The organism is Pseudovibrio axinellae (genome assembly GCF_900110875.1).
Taxonomy (GTDB): Bacteria; Pseudomonadota; Alphaproteobacteria; order Rhizobiales; family Stappiaceae; genus Pseudovibrio; species Pseudovibrio axinellae.
Genome location: NZ_FOFM01000010.1, coordinates 30,987 through 48,696, shown reverse-complemented (window position 1 = coordinate 48,696; position 17,710 = coordinate 30,987). Strand labels below are relative to the sequence as shown.

The window sequence follows — 17,710 nt, the reverse complement described above, 5'->3', positions numbered from 1 at the left end:
AAGTTGCAAGAGAACTCGGCTTTTCCCGACAAGATTTACTCGACACGCCATTTGATGAATTGATCGGGAAATGGCACCCCCGCGCTCGGCGCATTTTTCAAAGACAATCTGAGAGAATGGTATGTCCTCTGGTCGCGAAGCCAAGCTGATAATGCGGCTGATTGACGGTGTGAGTGGACCTGGCAAAGCTGTTGCCGGTTCACTTGCAGCCGTTACTGCTGCAACGAGATCTTTAAGGACTGCCTCTCTTGCGGCACCGGCTGCTATGGGGGCCGTTGGAAACGCTGCACGTCGTTCTGCTGTAAATACAGCGCCCTTGTCTGCCGGTATTTTAATGGCCGCGACGGCTTCTGCCCGTGCAGTTTACGATTACAAAAAGATGGGCAATGCTGCACAGGCAGTAGGGCAGATCACTGACGAGCAACGCGTATCGCTTGAAAATTATGTGATGGCGCTCAACTCAGACTTCCCCGCTCTGAACAAAGACATTCTCGGAGCAGCCTTTGAGCTCAACCGTGCTGGGATGAACTTTGAACAGATGATGGGTTCTTTGCGTTCCACGCTGAATGTTTCTCTTGCTGGTGATATCGAAATCCCCAAAACTGCCGATATCATGACGAACATCGCTCAGGCAATGCGTCTGCCGATGGCAACTCGTGAGCAGGTAGCTTCCAGCATGAAGGAAGTTGAAGACGTCCTTGCCTATGCTGCCACGAAATCCAATACTGATATTGAGCAAATGGCAACGACCTTTAAGTACGTTGCTCCGCTGGCAGCTGCTACAGGTATGAGCCTAAAAGAAATGGCTGCCATGACGATGGTATTAGCCAATAACGGGATTAAAGCCTCAGGAGCTGGCACAGGGTTACGATTTGCAATTACTCGCTTGATTAAGCCCACAAAAGAGGTTGAAGCCGCCTTACAACGCATGGGTAAAACTACCGCAGATTATGTTAAGGGAGCGCGCCAAATATCTTCCAAAGAGTTGGTAAAGCAGCTCTCACTTGATGGTATTAATGTCTCAGCGATTGAAGGCAAGATCAAGTCGACGTTAGAATCGCCGGATCTTGGTCGCTCTCCTCTAAAACTGACTGCGGCACTGACTGATTTGATAAGCAAATCGCTGGCCGGTGACAGTATTTTAGACAAGAAACAATTATCAGACTCGATATTCCAAACTGTTTCTGCTCTTGGTACTGAAGTTGATCTAATTCAGTTGCTGATTGACTCACAAAAGAACCCAGATGCAGCACGTCTTTTTCCAATGTTATTTGGAGTACGTCACTCTGCCAAGATGCTTGCAATGCAGGGGTCTGATCTTGAAGGCACTATTGCCTCGCTGGCTGAGCACTATGTTGGTGCAGCTGACCGAATGTCTCGAATTCGTGTAAAAGGTATCGTTGGCGTCTGGATGCGTATACAGGCTGCTTGGGAGAACTTCACGATCAGTCTATCTAAAACGGGTATGTTGGAAGACGTTTCCACTGCGATCTCAGGGATGACGAGAGGCATAAAGGATCTTTCGAAAGCCAATCCTGAACTTTTAAAATTTGGCGCTTATGCTGCTCTCTCTATTGGTGCGCTTGCGCCCTTGGGATTTGTTTTGAGCGGTCTTGCCGCAACAGCTGCATTTGCATTGAACCCGATCACCTGGGTTGGTGCCGGACTGGCCACGATTGCAGCTATGAACTGGGATAAGATCAAAGGACCAGCGCTACAATTTTTCAAAGGTTTTGCCAAATTCGTTCATCTGAAATGGAAACAGTTTTCTGTTGCTGCAGACGGTTTTTGGGCCGGACTCACTACTGGCCTAAGTAACGATACGTTGAACCTCCTAGACGACATTGGATCTGCGTTCACCTCTTTGTTCACCACACTAACTGGAAACACAAATACGTTTAGCTGGCGGCGCTGGGGCTCTCAGATGGGGCAGGGGATCGCTGGCTGGGCTAACAGTGCAACAGATAGCATCAATGCGGTTAAAGCAACCTTTTCTGACTTGAAGGTTTGGTTTCTGAATTGGGATTGGGTGATCCCAAGCCCGATTGATGCGATAGCGGCAACTACCTCCTTTGTATGGAAAGATTTGCTTCCCGCTTTGAACGACTGGTCAGGGATTATCTTTCCGCCTGTATGGAAGAATTTGATTGACCCCATCCCTTGGGGGGACATCATTAATCCTATTGAAAATTGGAAGGGTCTCGCTGGGGCTTTAAAATGGACAGTTCTCATCCCACTTCTTAGACCGTCATTTTGGAAGAGACGAATTGGGAAAATACCATGGGTTGCTATGAAGGGTATCCTGGGGAAATTTCCTTGGGCATCAGTGATCCCTTTTTTGAGCAAATCGATTTGGAAAGGGCTAATTGGTCCTATCGGATGGGCGCTGCTTGCAGAGGAACTTGGAACATTTGCTTGGGGCTTGGTGTTCGATGGTCCGCCGCCTTGGCGCGAGTACTTTGCCTCAGGTGACGCTGAGAAAGAATTACGTGCACTCGTGCTCCGTTTGAAAGATATTTGGCGCACGTTATGGGTTGAAAACCTAACGCCAGAAGAGCTGGCCGCCGCTGAACATGCGGAAAAATCTTGGGCTGCTGCAAACTATAACTATAAAGGGCCATCGCAAGCACCCGTCCCTTCACAGAGTTTTCTAAACAAGGCACAGCCTAATTCAAAGAATACGCGAGAGTACTCTTTCGAAGAAATCATGACTGTTGCGCAATTGCGTGCTGACCAAATGAACCGTTCCCGCCACGCAATAAATGGAGCTGATCAGGGTGCTCGACGGTCAATGGCAGAAACTGACCAAACCCTTGTGGCCGCTGTAAGCGACTGGCCAGAAGATCTAAAAATTGCGCTGGAAGCCTACATGGCAATGCTCAGTAAAGGTGGAGAACGTGCGCGTGCAATTGCTGGTCAGCTGGAGGCTGGTATCAGAAAAGCTGCTGCCGGAGAACAGTCCATTGAACAACTGTATCAAGATAAATATTTGCAGCGCTTCCGTGAGCGCGCTGAGCAAGTAGGAAAGAAAACTCAATCCAGTTTGAGCGTAACAGCCAAACCAACCATTGATACCAGTAGTATTGATGCTGCTAATTCCAAAGTGAGCGCTCTTCGTTCGAACCTCCTCTCTTTGAAGGGGGTCTGGAATGGTCATAACTCAACAATCTTCACTCCTGGTGTGGCTTTTGGCGCACCAGAACCTGGCAAAAAAATTGACGGAGCGCGTCGGCGTGGCGGCCCCGTGTGGAAGGGTGGTCTATTCCTTGTTGGTGAAGATGGGCCTGAACTCCTTGAAATGGGGCAGGATGGCAACGTCATTCCAAACAACCAGATTGGCAATGCTATGACGGGTTCTTCTTCACAGCAGCTAGGTGGAGCTGTGTCGTTTACAAACCATTGGCATCTTTCTGCAGCAGACCCAGAAGCTCATGCACGGAAAGTTCTTGCGGTTATGGAGAGGCAGATGAATCGCTCATTGCAAATATCCCTCAGTGGTCGAACTCAATTTGGATAAGGTAAAGCAATGCCAGTAATGATGCGATGGGGACGGTTTATATTTTCCGTTCCCACTTACTCTGTAGAAGAGCTGAAGCGCAAAGTTGAGGGGCGGGTCTCTTCTGTCCCTGTTGTTGGTGCTGTTGCGCAGGTTCATACCCTTGGAGCAAACCCCGATACGATTACACTGCAAAGTACATTCTACCCCCATCATCTAAATCGGTTTGGGTTGACACAGCTCCGGGGAATTCAGGCAGCCGTACGGTCTCAAGAACCGTCCCTTCTAGTTCATGGTACAGGAAGTGTGCTTGGTATGTGGGTCGGACGCTTAAGCGACGAAACTGAAAGCATCTGGGGGGTCCACCCTGTTCCGCAAAAATTTGTGACCTCGCTTGCTCTCACTCAATACATCGCGCCGGAGGATGCTGACCGCCAGCAAGCCATCGATAGCTTCATTTCGATATCCATATGACACCATTTTTTGAAGTCTGGTCTGAAGGCGAAGATATTTCTGGTCGCATGCGCGCCTATGGAATTGAATGTTCCATTACTGAGAACGCAGGAGGAAACTCAGATACTGTAACATTCACAATCACGGACCCTAACGCCGAAATTGAGCCTCCCGAGAAGGGAACGGAGTTTAATCTTGTTGCGGGTTTTAAAGACTCTGCATCAGGTGAGCGTTTTGGTCGGGACTTTGGTAAGTTCAAAGTCGACCAGATCAGGCCAACTGGCTACCCGCATGCGATTTTCATTTCAGCGCAGTCTCTTGATGCTGGCTCCTCAGTGAAGGAAAAACAGACCAGGGCTTATAAATCCAAGGACTACCCGACCTTTCGCGATATCTTTGATGAAATTGCCAGACGCAATGACTGGACACTCAAAATCAGCGACGACGTTGGTAATGAAAAGAACCGATATCAGGCTCAGTCCGAAGAAGATGACACAGAGTTCGCATCTCGACTGGGGGCCAAGTTCGATGCAAGTGTGTCCATCAAAGACCGTAATCTCGTTGTCATGAAAAAAGGGACAGGCAAAACTATTTCAGGAAGAGAAATAGAGCCATATTTAATTGAACCTGGCTTCAACCTATTAGCAGATAACGGCTACTCCGTTGAAGATCTTCAAAGGCCCAAATACGGCACGGTTAAAGCCAAATGGTATGATCGGGCTAAGGCAGAGCAGGAAATTGAAGAGGAAGAGGTGGTCGAAGACGGCCCAACTTTCGAGATACCAGAAGTGTTCCCTTCACAGGAAGAGGCGCAAACAGCGGCCAAGTCTAAGGCAACTGCACTTGCTAGAGCAACAGGCAAGGCAACATTCAATACTCGCGGTGATATTTGGGTACAGGCCGGTTGCTTTGTCCTTTCGAGAAATATCAGGCCGGAGGCAGACGGGCTCTGGTCGAGTACTTCCATTACGCATCACTTTAAGGGTGATAGCTATTATTATACAACCTTTCAGTGTGAAGTGCCGACCGTGGGGCGGACTGAAGCTGCTAAAGCTGCTCAAGCTGGGGAGGTAATCCCTGATCCAAAAGCGCGTCTTAGCAGTCCTTACGCGCCAAATCCCAACAATATCGGTCTGAATGAGGGCGACGGCCCAGAATAGGGTTATCAATGGATTTTATCCCGCTGGAGAACGGAAACTACGCTTATCGTGCTATCGACGGTGATGCTGTCGATCTGATTGCATTCCAGTTTTACGGCCATCACGATGGCACTTTAGAACTTGTGTTAAACGCCAATCGAGGACTGGCAGCAAAAGGTCCAGTTCTGTCGGTAGGAGACTTCGTTATTCTCCCACCAGAGCCACCTCGCAAAGTTACCCGTATGATACGGCTTTGGGATTAACGCCAAGAATAGATTATTCGGCCCGCTTCGGCGGGTTTTTTTATGGAGTTTGACCAATGGGAAATAAAACCCGTCTGACTGGTGCTCTTGCGCTATTGGCCTGCGGATTTGTTGGCGTTTGGGAGGGGCTTAGGACTGAAGCCTATACAGATATCGTTGGCGTTGAAACAGTATGCTACGGCGAAACGAAAGGCGTCAGGCTTGGTGACAGCTACAGTAAATCCGAATGTGACGCGATGCTTTTAGAGGGCCTTAAGCGTCACGAAACGGACATGCGGCGCTGTCTGAAGGAGCCGGACAAGATCCCGGCTAAGTCGTATGTCGCTCTTGTCTCTCTTACCTACAATATCGGCAGTGGTGCGTTTTGCAGATCAACCGCAGCGAAACGATTAAACAAAGGCGATCTGGCGGGGGCCTGTGAGGCGGCAACCTGGTACAACCGGGCCGGGGGCAAGAAGGTCAAAGGTCTGGTGAACCGTCGGAGCGCTGAATACAAACTCTGCATGGAGGGCCTAAAGTGATTGGCTTTATTCTCTCAACGATCGGCGTAGGTCTGCATACGCTGGTTGCTTATCTGGCGCTTGCCGGTGCGGCTCTTGCCTTTGCTGCAAGGCTGGACCCTCGAATACCCAAAGCCCTCTCAACACTCGTATCTGTGCTGCTTTTGTGTGTTTCAGTCTGGTCCTTCTCTGCGCTCCATTATGCGCGATATGAAGAGGTTGCAGACCTAAAGGCTCGGGTAGCCGCGCTTGACCGCATTGCGCAGGTACACAAGCGCATCGCTCAAAAAACCAACGCTGACCTGCTAGAACGTATTGTGCAGGTCGGTAGTCTCCAACAACAGGTCGCGGATTATGAAATTGAGCTTGAAAAAGGCAGCATATCTGCCTGTCCTGCTGATCCTGCTTATATTGAGCGGATGCGAGCACTCCAATTCGGTGGCGCTCAATAACCTCCCGGATCCACCGCCAGACTTAACCACCAAATGTAAAGACCCTGGACTATCCGGGGATAAAGGCGTTGATGCAATCAGACACCGAGCGGCGCTGATTGTGTGTGAAGCAAAGCGGGAGGGTTGGCAAGAGCTTTACCGCTCCGCTCAGGACGAGGGGAATTCAACATGACGCCAAAGACTGAATTTGGTACTGTTACCGGACTAAGTGTCTATGGAATCTTAGGATATGCGAGTAGCTATCTTGAGCCAGTCCTACAATTTGCACTTTTGATCGCAGTCTTGATAGGCGCGGTACTGCTTGCTTACGGTCGATACCTTGACATTCGTCTCAAGCGCCTCAAAATTCAAAATTACGAAGAAGAAAAGGAATGATCGACATGAGATGGAGGCCCCATCTATTGAGTTTTGAATAACGCCCGCCGAGGAAACTCAGCGGGTCTTTTTTTTGTTTGTCAAACCTTGAATTTAATCCGTGATCGAACCCTGAACAGGAATGGAACGCTTGTTCTCCATTTTCTGGGACTTTTCTGGGACTTTCGGGACTTTTCTGGGATTTTCGTAGGGATTTGCCGGATTTTGACCATGTTTTGTTCTCATTCGAACAGCAAAAAACCCGCCTCAAGGGCGGGCTTTTTTGGCCTTACTTATCAATAAGATAAGGTGGCGGAGGGGGTGGGATTCGAACCCACGGAACGCTTACACGCTCGCCGGTTTTCAAGACCGGTGCATTCGACCACTCTGCCACCCCTCCGAGGTGTGTGGTGGGCTCTATTTGGTTCATGGCGCCTCCAAAGTCAAGCCAATGAAAACTTGTTCCACAGCATGAATTTAATTTTTTCGCAATGCAATCAACTGATAGCATCAAAACCGCCAATTCCCCTTGGGCAGTTTGGTCTTGCGAAAATCGTTGTTTCTTGTGGAGACATTGAGAAGGGATTCAGTTAAGATTTATAGACTATCCTTTTAATATTGGTTCAGTTTGTAATGAGCTCGGGTAATATGGCTCAATCATCCTGAAGTCCGTCAGTGCCGAACATGTAGTGAGTAACAACGGTATGACTTTTTTGCTGAATTGGGAACGCTCGGTCAAAGCGCCAGCTCCTGAAACAATCAAACGCGTAGCGACTGGTATATCTATATTTGCCTTATGCGCAGGTATCGCAGCCTGTGGTGGCGACACCAAGAAGGTGAAGTTCAGCTCTAAGAAATACGGCGTGGCTGCGAGTCCACTGATTGTCACCGACGCAAAACCCGTCCCTAAAGGTGGTGGGTATTACGTTGTTGGGAAGCCATATAAGATTGCGGGCAAATGGTACTATCCTAAGAAGGATGATGACTATAGCAAAACCGGTAAGGCATCTTGGTACGGTCCAACCTTCCATGGCCGCAAGACTGCAAATGGCGAGATTTTCGACCGCAACGCTCTGACCGCTGCACACCCGACCATGCCACTTCCAAGCTACGCAAAGGTCACCAATACGCAAAATGGCAAGTCCATGATTGTTCGAGTGAACGATCGTGGTCCATTCCATGACAACCGTATTATTGACCTTTCTGAACGCGTTGCTGGCATGCTTGGTACCAAATCGAGTGGTGTAGGAAAGGTTCGCGTTGAATATGTTGGCCGGGCTCCACTGCATGGACTGGATGAGAAAAAGCTGCTTGCCTCATATTCTGGCCGCGGTGGCAAGTGGAATGGTGGGCGATCTGCAACGGGAACAATGTTTGCCTCTGCAAGACCACTGGACCAGATTACAGGAGCTGCTCCCACGCCGAAGAGCAGGCCGTATGACCTGCCTATCTTGGCAGCACAAAATATGTTGAGCTATAGTGCGCAACAGCTGGATCCAGCGGTGGTCTATGAACGTAATTTGAGCACAACGAAAGTTGCCTCTATCAGCAGCTTTGAAAACCGGATCAATAGCGCACTAGCATCGAGCGCAACACCAAATACAGCAGCTGGCGCAAATGCAGTACAGCCAGTTTCTGCGTCGTTTGGTGGTTCGGTTCTGCTTCCACCAAGTTCTGGAACGTCGGTTACGCCGTCAAGCAATGGTGCACCCGCACTCCAAAGTGGCAATGCAATTTCATCTTATGCATCGCAGCAAAGGCTTGAGGGCGCTCATGACGCATTTAAGTCATTTTCTGGCGGTTCTAGTTTGAAAGACCTACTCTTAGTACGTAGGGGTGAAAATCACTAAGTCGTTTGGTTTTAAGCGGCTTTACCTAACCTGTGCGCCTGCGTTAGTGTTTGTTTTAGTGGATGGGCGTAACATTGCCCAACCAAAAGCAATCTGGGAGATGCAGGCGTGAAAGTTGGGCCGAATAAGTGCGGGGCGTTTAGCTCTCTCGGAAATGTTGTTGGCCGATTGTCTTTACGTCTTTGGGGGAGCCGCGCACTTGTGAGCATGGCGCTTGTGCTTATGGTGGCAGGTGTACGTGCGGAAGCGGTTGAGATTAAAGCAAAGGCCGCGACGCTTTACGATTTTACTAATAAATCTCAGATTTTCTCCAAAAATTCGCGGGTTAAGCTGGCCCCAGCTAACCTGACAAAGCTTATGACAGCTGTCACTGTGCAACAAGCAATTCATGCCGGTGATATTACGCCGTTAACGACCTTTCCTGTTAGCGAGCATGCCTGGCGAACTGGTGGTGCACCAGCGCGTGTCACCACAATGTTTGCGCGTTTAAATTCAGCAGTGCCCGTGCGTGATCTGATGTACGGCCTGACCGTTCAAAGTGCAAATGATGCAGCTATTGTTCTTGCTGAGGGGCTTGCTGGTAGTGAAGCAAACTTTGCGAGGGAAATGAACAAGTTTGCAAAGTCCATTGGTATGCAAAATTCCAACTTTACCAATCCAACGGGCTTTCCAGATGAAAACCACAAAACAACGCTAGAAGATCTCTCCATTTTAGCAGCTTATGTGATTGAACATGAACCCGAATTACATTCTATGTTCATGACTGACCGCTTTACCTGGAATAATATTACGCAAAGAAACAAAAACCCTTTGATGCGTGAGATTGAGGGTCTTGATGGGTTTGGGGCTGGTTTTTCTGAAAGAGAGGGATTTGCCGGGATTGGGACGCTGGACAGCAATGGACGGAGGTACGTTGCTGCGATTGCAGGATCTCCGACGGTACAAGACCGTATTCAGGATATGAAGATCTTGTTACTTCCGTCCTTTTCAGGCCTGAAACTCCAGCAACTTTATCAAAAAGGCGACCGGGTGAGCACTGCACAGGTTTACGGCGGCAAACAAATGACCGTCCCTTTAGAGGTAACCGATGTGGTCGCAACGCTCATCAACCCCGGTCAAAAGGACAATTACAAACTTCGTGTTGTCTATAATGGGCCCATTCCTGCACCTGTTACCAAAGGAATGGAGGTGGGAGAAGTTCAAGTTCTTTCCAAAAATGACGTGATTTATCGCGCAACACTGGTTACAGGAGAGGATGTAGCCATGGGAGACCTTCAGGGCCGTGCTTGGGATGCACTTGGAGAGTTCTTCTACCAGTTGTTCTAATTTAGCGGATTTCAGTTTTTTGAAACGCCGGAGGTCTTGGAGGCCTGTGCGACCTTGTCGGGTATTTTTATCAGTTTTGAAGGCGGTGAAGGTGCGGGTAAATCCACCCAAATCCAGCGTTTACGCGATAAACTCGCGTCGAAAGGCATCGAAACGATTGTAACGCGCGAACCGGGGGGCTCACAGGGAGCTGAACTGGTGCGCGAAGTTCTGTTGTCGGGCGCTGCCAAGAAATATGGTGTGACAGCTGAAGCCATTCTCTTTGCTGCCGCACGGGCAGATCATATTGACACACTCATCAAACCGGCATTGCAAGATGGAAAGTGGGTCTTGTGCGATCGCTTTGCAGATTCCTCACGCGTATATCAAGGGGAATCCGGTGTCCCATCGCAAACCGTTGAGGCCTTGCAACAAGTTGCCATAGCAGGCCATAATCCAGATATGACGCTGCTTATCAATGTGACACCTGAAGTTGGCCTGACGCGCGTTTCAAAACGTACGGCGCCAGTTGAATTTGATGGTCCAGATCGCTTTGAAACTGATACGCTGGAAACTCACCGTCGCCGGCAGAAGATCTTTCTTGAGCTTGCGGATAAGGAGCCAGAGCGCATCGTGGTTATTGATGGCGATCAGCCGCAAGACAACGTAACTGATGATATTTGGCAGGCGGTTCAAAGACGTTTTGCATCTGTGATGGAAAACTCTACAACTGACCAGCTGCCACACGAGAAAGGGTGAATATGGCTAAGGCACCCATCCTAGAAGCGACACCAGAGTTTGACGAGATTGATGGCTTGCCTTTGCCACGTGAGCAAACCCGTCTTTATGGCCACGAAATTGCCGAAACTGAGCTTCTTGATGCATATAGATCACAGAGGTTTCACCATGCATGGATACTTGGTGGCCCGAAAGGCATAGGCAAGGCAACACTTGCTTTCCGATTTGCCCGATTTATTCTTGAACACCCTGATCGTTTTTCGACACATGCTATGGCGGCCAATAGTCTTTATGTTCCGCCAGAAAGCCATAATGCGCAGATGGTTGCTGCCGGTTCGCATGCAGATATTTTGCATTTGCGGCGACCATGGGACTTAAAGACCAAGCGCTTTAAGCGAGACCTTCCCGTTGATGAGGTGCGTAAAACGACTGGTTTCTTCGGGGCAACAGCTGCTGGTGGAAATTGGCGTATTTGCATCGTGGATTCAGCTGATGATATGAACCAGTCAGCAGCCAACGCACTTCTGAAGATTCTTGAGGAGCCTCCCAAACAGTCTTTGTTCATCCTTCTGTCGCACAATCCAGGCCGTCTTTTACCTACGGTGCGTTCCAGATGTCGTAAGCTTACGATGCGCAAGCTGGATGAACCGATTATTGAGCAAGCGCTCACTGAAAGTCACGTCGGGCCGCCACGTAATTTGCAAGCTTTGCATACACTGGCTGATGGCAGTCTGCGTCAAGCTGCACTTGCAATCAATGGCGGCGCACTGGAGATTGCTCAGGAGTTTACACGTTTGGTAGAGACCGCTGCCAATGTGGACATGATCCGCGTTCACAGTTTTGCCGATAAGGTTGCAGGGCGTGGTGCAGAGGATGCTTGGAATACGTTTTTGGAGCTCGCGAGAACATTCTTGAGCAATCAGTTGCGTAAAGATGCAAGCACAAGGCCTGATGCGCTTGTCAGGTGGGCTGACTTGTGGGAAAAGGTGGGCCGCGCTGCAGCAACGGCAGATGCTTTGAACCTTGACCGGAAGCAGGTTGTTTTGTCTTTCCTCATTGATTTGCGGAAAGCCCACGCAAGCTAACGTGTTTATTGTTGTCTTTGGGTGTTTTGCTCAAAGATCTTTCCAGATTTAGATCCCGCATCAAAAGATCGCTTTAGGACATGACAAAAAAAAAAACGCCTTTCTACATTACAACTGCAATTTCCTACCCAAATGGTGAGCCACATATCGGCCACGCCTATGAGGCAATTGCAACTGATGTGCTGGCCCGCTTCCAGAGACTGGATGGCCGTGAAGTACACTTTCTGACAGGTACCGATGTGCATGGTCAAAAGATGCTTCAGACCGCCGTCAAGGAAGGCATGTCACCTTCAGATCTAGCCGATAAGAACTCCAAGCTCTTCCGCGAAATGGTTGAGATGCTTGGGTGTTCTAATGATGACTTTATCCAGACCAATGAAGAGCGTCATTACAAGTCTTGTCAGGCAATCTGGCAAAAGATGATGGACGCTGGCGACATTTACAAAGACAGCTACGCTGGCTGGTATTCTGTTCGCGATGAAGCCTACTATCAGGAAGGTGAGACCGAGCTACGAGAAGATGGCGTGCGTTACGGTCCGCAAAACACACCTGTTGAGTGGGTGGAGGAGGAAAGCTATTTCTTCCGTTTGTCAGCTTATGAAGACAAACTGATGGCGCTTTACGAAGGTCAACCTGATTTCATCGGCCCTAATGCGCGCCGAAATGAGGTTATGAGCTTTGTTAAGGGCGGTTTGAAAGACCTGTCTATTTCTCGCACCACATTTGACTGGGGTATTCCTGTTCCTGGTGATGAAAAGCATGTCATGTACGTTTGGGTGGATGCACTCACCAACTACATCACAGCACTTGGCTATCCAGATATGGATGGCGGCATGGCGAAGTTCTGGCCTGCCAATACTCATATCATTGGTAAAGATATCATCCGCTTCCATGCGGTGTACTGGCCAGCGTTTTTGATGTCCGCGGGTGTGCCATTACCTGAGCGCGTGTTTGCGCATGGCTTCCTCTTTAACTCCGGTGAAAAGATGTCCAAGTCTCTTGGCAACGTCATTGCACCGCGTGATTTGGTGGAAACCTACGGTCTGGATCAGATCCGTTACTTCTTCTTGCGTGAAGTTCCGTTTGGTCAGGATGGCAACTACAATCATGAAGCTATGGTCAACCGTATCAACGCTGACCTTGCAAATGATATTGGCAACCTGGCGCAACGCTCTTTGTCCATGATTTTCAAAAACTGTGAAGGCAAGCTTCCAGTTGCGGGCGAGTTTTCTGCAGAAGATAAGGCAATTCTGGTGCAGGCCGATGAAATGCTTGAGAAGTGCCGTGGCTTTATGGCCAAGCAGGAAATTCACAACGCACTGGCTTGTGTTTGGGCAACGGTGGGAGAAGCAAACCGCTACTTCGCCTCTCAAGAGCCTTGGGCGCTGAAGAAAACCGATCCAGAACGCATGGCGACAGTTCTTTACACAACTGCCGAAATCATCCGGCAGGTTGGTATTCTGGCTCAACCGGTTATGCCGGGATCTGCTGCAAAACTGTTGGATTTTTTAGTTCTTGGTGAAGACGAACGGACTTTCGCACAGCTTGGCGAAGCCGGACGCCTTAAAGGTGGCCGTGAATTACCAAAGCCACAAGGTGTGTTCCCACGCTACGTAGAGCCGGAAAGTGCTGAATAAACAACCAAATTATTTTGGTTTGAGGGAGGCATAAAAGCCTCCCTTTTTTATGAGAGAAACCGGTTATAGAACACACGTTTCTCTTGTTGTTGAAACAGTTGGCCTGGATGGCCTATTGACAGTTTGCGCTGGAGGCGTTTTTGCTGTGACCATGTTAGTTGATAGTCATTGTCATCTGGACTTTCCAGATTTTGCAGAAGAGCGTGATGAGATCATTTCCCGAGCACATGAAGCCGGGGTGAAGTTGATGGTCACAATCTGTACACGTGTCCGTCGTTTTGATCAGATCAAAGAAATTGCTGAAGCTTACGACAGCGTATATTGCTCCGTTGGGACTCACCCGCATCAGGCGGAGGAAGAGGCGGACGTTACGCTTGAAGAGATTCTGGAGCTTGCTAAACACCCCAAAGTAGTTGCCATTGGCGAGGCTGGACTGGATTATTTTTACGACAATGCCCCGCGAGATGTTCAGGAAAAAGTGCTACGCACACATATAACTGCGGCCCGCGAAACTCAGTTGCCACTCGTGATTCACAGCCGGGATGCCGATGAAGACATGATGCGCATTTTGGAAGAGGAAATGAAGATTGGCAGCTTCCCAGCGCTGCTTCACTGCTTCTCCTCGGGTAAGGAACTGGCACAAAAAGGCCTGGAGCTTGGTCTTTATGTTTCGTTCTCTGGCATATTAACCTTCAAACGTTCTCAGGAACTGCGCGATATTGCAGCTGAGCTTCCAATGGACCGTTTGCTTGTTGAAACAGATGCACCATACCTTGCCCCGCAGCCATGGCGCGGAAAACGCAATGAGCCAGCCTATGTCGCACACACCAATAAGATTTTGGCAGAAGCACTTGGTGTAAGTGAAGGTGAGATGGCGAGTGCGACGACGAAGAACTTCCTGCGCCTTTTTTCTAAGGTACCAAAGACACGATAATTGGCTAAACCGGTCCCGTTGGTATCGCCGCTATTGATTGAGAGGAACTATGACCAGCAATTTTAAGGTCACAATACTGGGCTCCGGATCTTCCACGGGCGTTCCAAGAATTGGCGGTGATTGGGGACATTGCGACCCAAATGAACCGAAGAATCGTCGTCGTAGGTGCGCTCTTCTGGTTGAGCGGTTCTCCAGTGAAGGGGTAACCACGGTTCTTGTCGATACCGGGCCAGATTTACGCGAACAGATGCTTTCTGCCGGGGTCAAGCATGTGGATGCAGTCCTTTACACACATGCCCATGCTGACCATCTGCACGGCATTGACGATCTGCGGTTCTACGCATTGATGCAGCGTGCCAAAATCCCTGTCTATATGGACAGTTTTACATCTAAGCGCGCTCGTGCCGCCTTTGACTATTGCTTTGCAACCCCACCAGGCTCAAGCTATCCGCCAATTTTGGAAGAAAACCGTTTAACGGACGCAGAGCACGTCACGATTGAAGGGGCAGGTGGCCCAATCACGGCTTTGCCATTTAAGGTCAATCATGGCGATATTGATGCGCTTGGTTTCCGCTTTGAGGACCTTGCCTACACGCCGGATGTAAAAGACATTCCTGACAGTAGTTTGCATGCTCTTGAAGGGCTGGATACATGGATCATAGATGCTCTGCGTGAAAAGCCACACCAAAGTCACTTTTGCGTCCAGGACGCTTTGGAATGGGTTAGCAAAATGAAGCCTGCTCAAAGTGTTCTCACAAACCTGCATTGTGATTTGGACTATCAGAAGCTTAAATCAGAACTGCCTGAGAACATTTGCCCTGCTTATGATGGTTGGGCAATTGAGTATCCAATACATTCGGTTGCATGAATCTTTTGCTTCTTATGATGAACGCATAGAATCGCAGCTCTGCGAGATGGCGAATTTGTACCTTCTGAAGGTATATAGGGTGGGCGACGGAGTACTTTTTATTCCAAGTCTCACCCTTTTATATTTCTGATTTCTATAATTAATCTATATTACACAATATGTTACGTATATTTTTTGGTATGCAACATATGCTTTATACTTAGATATTTTATGTTTGAAATAATTTAAGAAACCTGTCACGCTTATCTCAAGTTGAAATTGGGTGTTTGCAGCGCATTACATGTTCAGTTGATTGGCGTTGATCAACCGATATGTTCTGATGGGGAGAAAACGATGAAGGTCATATGCCTTGGAGGTGGCCCAGCAGGACTGTATTTTGCTATTAGCATGAAACTGCGTGATCCGGAACACGACGTCACAGTGATTGAACGCAACAAATTCGACGACACTTTTGGATGGGGTGTTGTACTTTCAGCTGAGACCCTGGAAAATCTCAAGATAAACGACGCTAAAAGCGCTGAATCCATTCGCTCGCACTTTGCCTATTGGGATGACATTGCTGTTCATTACCGCGGCACCTGCAACGTTTCCAGTGGGCATGGTTTTTGTGGCATCGGTCGCAAGCAATTGCTCTTCCTGCTCCAAGAGCGGGCTCGTGAACTTGGGGTGAAGATGGAGTTTGAGCGTGCTTACACAAGCGCAACCGAGTTCATGGCTGACTATGATCTTGTTGTTGCAGCAGACGGCTTAAATTCTTCAAGCCGCACCGAGTTTGCTACGCATTTCAAACCTGACATTGACACCCGTAAATGTAAATTTGTTTGGCTCGGAACACACCAGAAGTTTGATGATGCATTCACATTCATTTTTGAAGAGACCGAGTACGGTTGGGTCTGGGCTCATGCTTATCAATTTGACAGTGACACCGCCACGTTCATCGTAGAGTGTAGCGAAGAAACCTATGAGGCGTTTGGGTTTGGCGATATGAGCCAAGCGGACTCATGTCGTACATGTGAGAAGATCTTCGAAAAACATCTGGCTGGCAATGAGTTGATGACAAATGCGAACCACATTCGTGGTTCAGCATGGATCAATTTTCCGCGTGTGCTATGTGAGAAGTGGTCTCATGAAAATCTTGTGCTGATGGGAGATGCCGCCGCAACAGCGCATTTCTCAATCGGCTCAGGCTCCAAGCTTGCTATGGAAAGTGCCATCGCACTGGCAAACTACCTTCACAGTGAGAGTTCTATTCAAGATGCCTTCCAGAAATATGAGGATGAACGGCGTTTGGAGGTCCTTAAACTCCAGTCCGCCGCCCGCAATTCGCTGGAATGGTTTGAGAACGTCGAGCGCTACCTTCACCTCGACCCGATCCAGTTAAACTACTCGCTACTTACGCGCTCCCAACGCATCTCTCATGAGAATTTGCGGGAGCGGGATGCTGAATGGCTGGCAACGGCAGAGGGCTGGTTCCAAAGTGAGGCCGGTGTATTTGAGGAAGGAAATGCCCCGCGTCCGCCAATGTTTGCTCCGTTCATGTTACGTGACATGGAGTTGAACAACCGGGTGGTTGTCTCCCCAATGGCACAGTACAAGGCGATCAATGGTACTGTAACCGACTGGCATCTGGCGCATTATGGTGAACGTGCCAAGGGCGGCGCAGGGATGGTTGTTGTTGAGATGACCTGCGTAAGCGCCACAGGGCGTATTACGCCAGGGTGCCCGGGTCTATATGAGCGCGAACACGAGGCGGCATGGAAGCGCATAACAAACTTTGTCCATGAACACAGCCAAGCAAAGATTTGTTGCCAGGTCGGTCATGCAGGGCCAAAAGGCTCAACCCAGCTTGGGTGGGAGGAGATGGATGCGCCGCTGAAAAGCGACAACTGGCCACTCATTGCTGCATCCAACGTCCCATGGTCTGAACGCAATCAGGTTCCAAAGCAGATGGACCGTGCCGACATGGACCGGGTTAAAGCCGACTTCGTCAGCGCGGCGAAAATGGCACAAGCTGCGGGCTTTGATATGCTCGAACTTCACTGTGCTCATGGCTACCTGTTATCATCCTTCATTTCACCGCTAACCAATAAACGCCAGGATGAATTTGGCGGGTCCTTAGAAAATAGGATGAGGTATCCGCTCGAAGTCATTAAAGCCGTTAGGGAAATATGGCCGCAGGAAAAGCCTATGTCCGTTCGTATCTCCGCAACAGACTGGGTGGAAGATGAGGGTTTGAGCCCAGAAGAAGCCGTTGATATTGCAAGGATGCTAGACGCGGCCGAAATTGACATCTGCGATGTTTCAGCAGGTCAGACCAGTATCAACGCACAGCCGGTATACGGGCGCATGTTTCAAGTACCGTTCTCGGACCGCATCCGTAATGATGCGGGTATGAAGACGATGGCCGTTGGAAACATCTTTGAGCCTGACCATGTAAACTCCATTCTTATGGCAGGTCGCGCTGACCTTGTGTGCCTTGCGCGTCCACATCTTTCTGACCCTTATTGGACACTACATGCAGCAGCTGGACTTGGTGATAAGGGCGTTCACTGGCCAGAACCATACCATGCTGGTCGAGATCAACTGTACCGTCTGGCAGAGCGCGCTGAGACGATGAAAGTTCGGGTCTAAGGAAT

At 49.3% G+C, this 17,710-nt stretch carries 15 protein-coding genes and 1 tRNA gene; 15 read left to right on the top strand and 1 reads right to left on the bottom strand.

The features are described from left to right. Window positions 1-121 precede the first annotated feature (121 nt). The 7 genes from BMZ51_RS18260 (at window position 122) to BMZ51_RS18225 (ending at window position 6,678) form a co-directional block, all read left to right on the top strand. On the top strand, window positions 122-3,517 hold the full coding sequence (locus BMZ51_RS18260; RefSeq protein WP_068007538.1) for a phage tail tape measure protein: 3,396 nt from the start codon (window positions 122-124) through the stop codon (window positions 3,515-3,517). Between the two features lie 9 nt (window positions 3,518-3,526). Next, window positions 3,527-3,970 carry a phage tail protein gene (locus tag BMZ51_RS18255; protein WP_068007541.1) on the top strand — a complete coding sequence of 148 codons (444 nt, stop codon included), beginning with the start codon at window positions 3,527-3,529 and terminating at the stop codon, window positions 3,968-3,970. Beyond that, window positions 3,967-5,109, top strand: coding sequence for a phage late control D family protein (locus BMZ51_RS18250; RefSeq protein WP_068007543.1), 1,143 nt, complete (start codon window positions 3,967-3,969; stop codon window positions 5,107-5,109). Before BMZ51_RS18255 ends, BMZ51_RS18250 begins: the two co-directional genes overlap by 4 nt. Window positions 5,110-5,117: 8 nt before the next feature. Next, a complete protein-coding gene (locus BMZ51_RS18245) occupies window positions 5,118-5,351 on the top strand; it encodes a tail protein X (protein WP_068007546.1) in 234 nt (77 codons plus the stop codon). A gap of 56 nt (window positions 5,352-5,407) precedes the next feature. Beyond that, on the top strand, window positions 5,408-5,872 hold the full coding sequence (locus BMZ51_RS18240; protein WP_074882227.1) for a lysozyme: 465 nt from the start codon (window positions 5,408-5,410) through the stop codon (window positions 5,870-5,872). Then, window positions 5,869-6,303: a hypothetical protein gene (locus BMZ51_RS18235; RefSeq protein WP_068007548.1), complete on the top strand. Its 435-nt coding sequence runs from the start codon at window positions 5,869-5,871 to the stop codon at window positions 6,301-6,303. Before BMZ51_RS18240 ends, BMZ51_RS18235 begins: the two co-directional genes overlap by 4 nt. A 168-nt stretch (window positions 6,304-6,471) precedes the next feature. Further along, window positions 6,472-6,678 (top strand): hypothetical protein, encoded by a 207-nt coding sequence (locus tag BMZ51_RS18225; protein ID WP_068007552.1) that lies wholly within the window; start codon window positions 6,472-6,474, stop codon window positions 6,676-6,678. A 289-nt stretch (window positions 6,679-6,967) separates the two neighbouring features. On the opposite strand, the gene BMZ51_RS18220 is transcribed toward BMZ51_RS18225, so the two are convergent. After that, window positions 6,968-7,057: transfer RNA gene (locus BMZ51_RS18220), tRNA-Ser, on the bottom strand. A 304-nt stretch (window positions 7,058-7,361) separates the two neighbouring features. On the opposite strand from BMZ51_RS18220, the gene BMZ51_RS18215 reads away from it, so the two are divergent. The 8 genes from BMZ51_RS18215 to BMZ51_RS18180 all read left to right on the top strand — a co-directional run bounded on the left by BMZ51_RS18215 (window position 7,362) and on the right by BMZ51_RS18180 (window position 17,705). Next, the gene (locus tag BMZ51_RS18215; RefSeq protein ID WP_068007554.1) at window positions 7,362-8,507 is read left to right on the top strand and encodes a septal ring lytic transglycosylase RlpA family protein; all 1,146 of its coding nucleotides are present in this window, start codon (window positions 7,362-7,364) and stop codon (window positions 8,505-8,507) included. 108 nt (window positions 8,508-8,615) lie between these two features. Beyond that, window positions 8,616-9,833 (top strand): D-alanyl-D-alanine carboxypeptidase family protein, encoded by a 1,218-nt coding sequence (locus tag BMZ51_RS18210; RefSeq protein WP_208979571.1) that lies wholly within the window; start codon window positions 8,616-8,618, stop codon window positions 9,831-9,833. 54 nt (window positions 9,834-9,887) lie between these two features. Further along, window positions 9,888-10,571, top strand: a complete 684-nt coding sequence (gene tmk / locus BMZ51_RS18205; protein ID WP_068007631.1) for a dTMP kinase — start codon at window positions 9,888-9,890, stop codon at window positions 10,569-10,571. A 2-nt stretch (window positions 10,572-10,573) separates the two neighbouring features. After that, window positions 10,574-11,635: a DNA polymerase III subunit delta' gene (locus BMZ51_RS18200; RefSeq protein WP_068007557.1), complete on the top strand. Its 1,062-nt coding sequence runs from the start codon at window positions 10,574-10,576 to the stop codon at window positions 11,633-11,635. An 80-nt stretch (window positions 11,636-11,715) separates the two neighbouring features. Continuing rightward, window positions 11,716-13,272, top strand: coding sequence for a methionine--tRNA ligase (metG, locus tag BMZ51_RS18195; protein ID WP_068007559.1), 1,557 nt, complete (start codon window positions 11,716-11,718; stop codon window positions 13,270-13,272). Between the two features lie 151 nt (window positions 13,273-13,423). Continuing rightward, window positions 13,424-14,206: a TatD family hydrolase gene (locus BMZ51_RS18190; RefSeq protein ID WP_068007633.1), complete on the top strand. Its 783-nt coding sequence runs from the start codon at window positions 13,424-13,426 to the stop codon at window positions 14,204-14,206. 49 nt (window positions 14,207-14,255) lie between these two features. After that, window positions 14,256-15,074, top strand: a complete 819-nt coding sequence (locus tag BMZ51_RS18185) for an MBL fold metallo-hydrolase (protein ID WP_068007562.1) — start codon at window positions 14,256-14,258, stop codon at window positions 15,072-15,074. A 333-nt stretch (window positions 15,075-15,407) separates the two neighbouring features. Then, window positions 15,408-17,705 (top strand): bifunctional salicylyl-CoA 5-hydroxylase/oxidoreductase, encoded by a 2,298-nt coding sequence (locus BMZ51_RS18180; RefSeq protein WP_068007567.1) that lies wholly within the window; start codon window positions 15,408-15,410, stop codon window positions 17,703-17,705. Window positions 17,706-17,710: the final 5 nt, after the last annotated feature.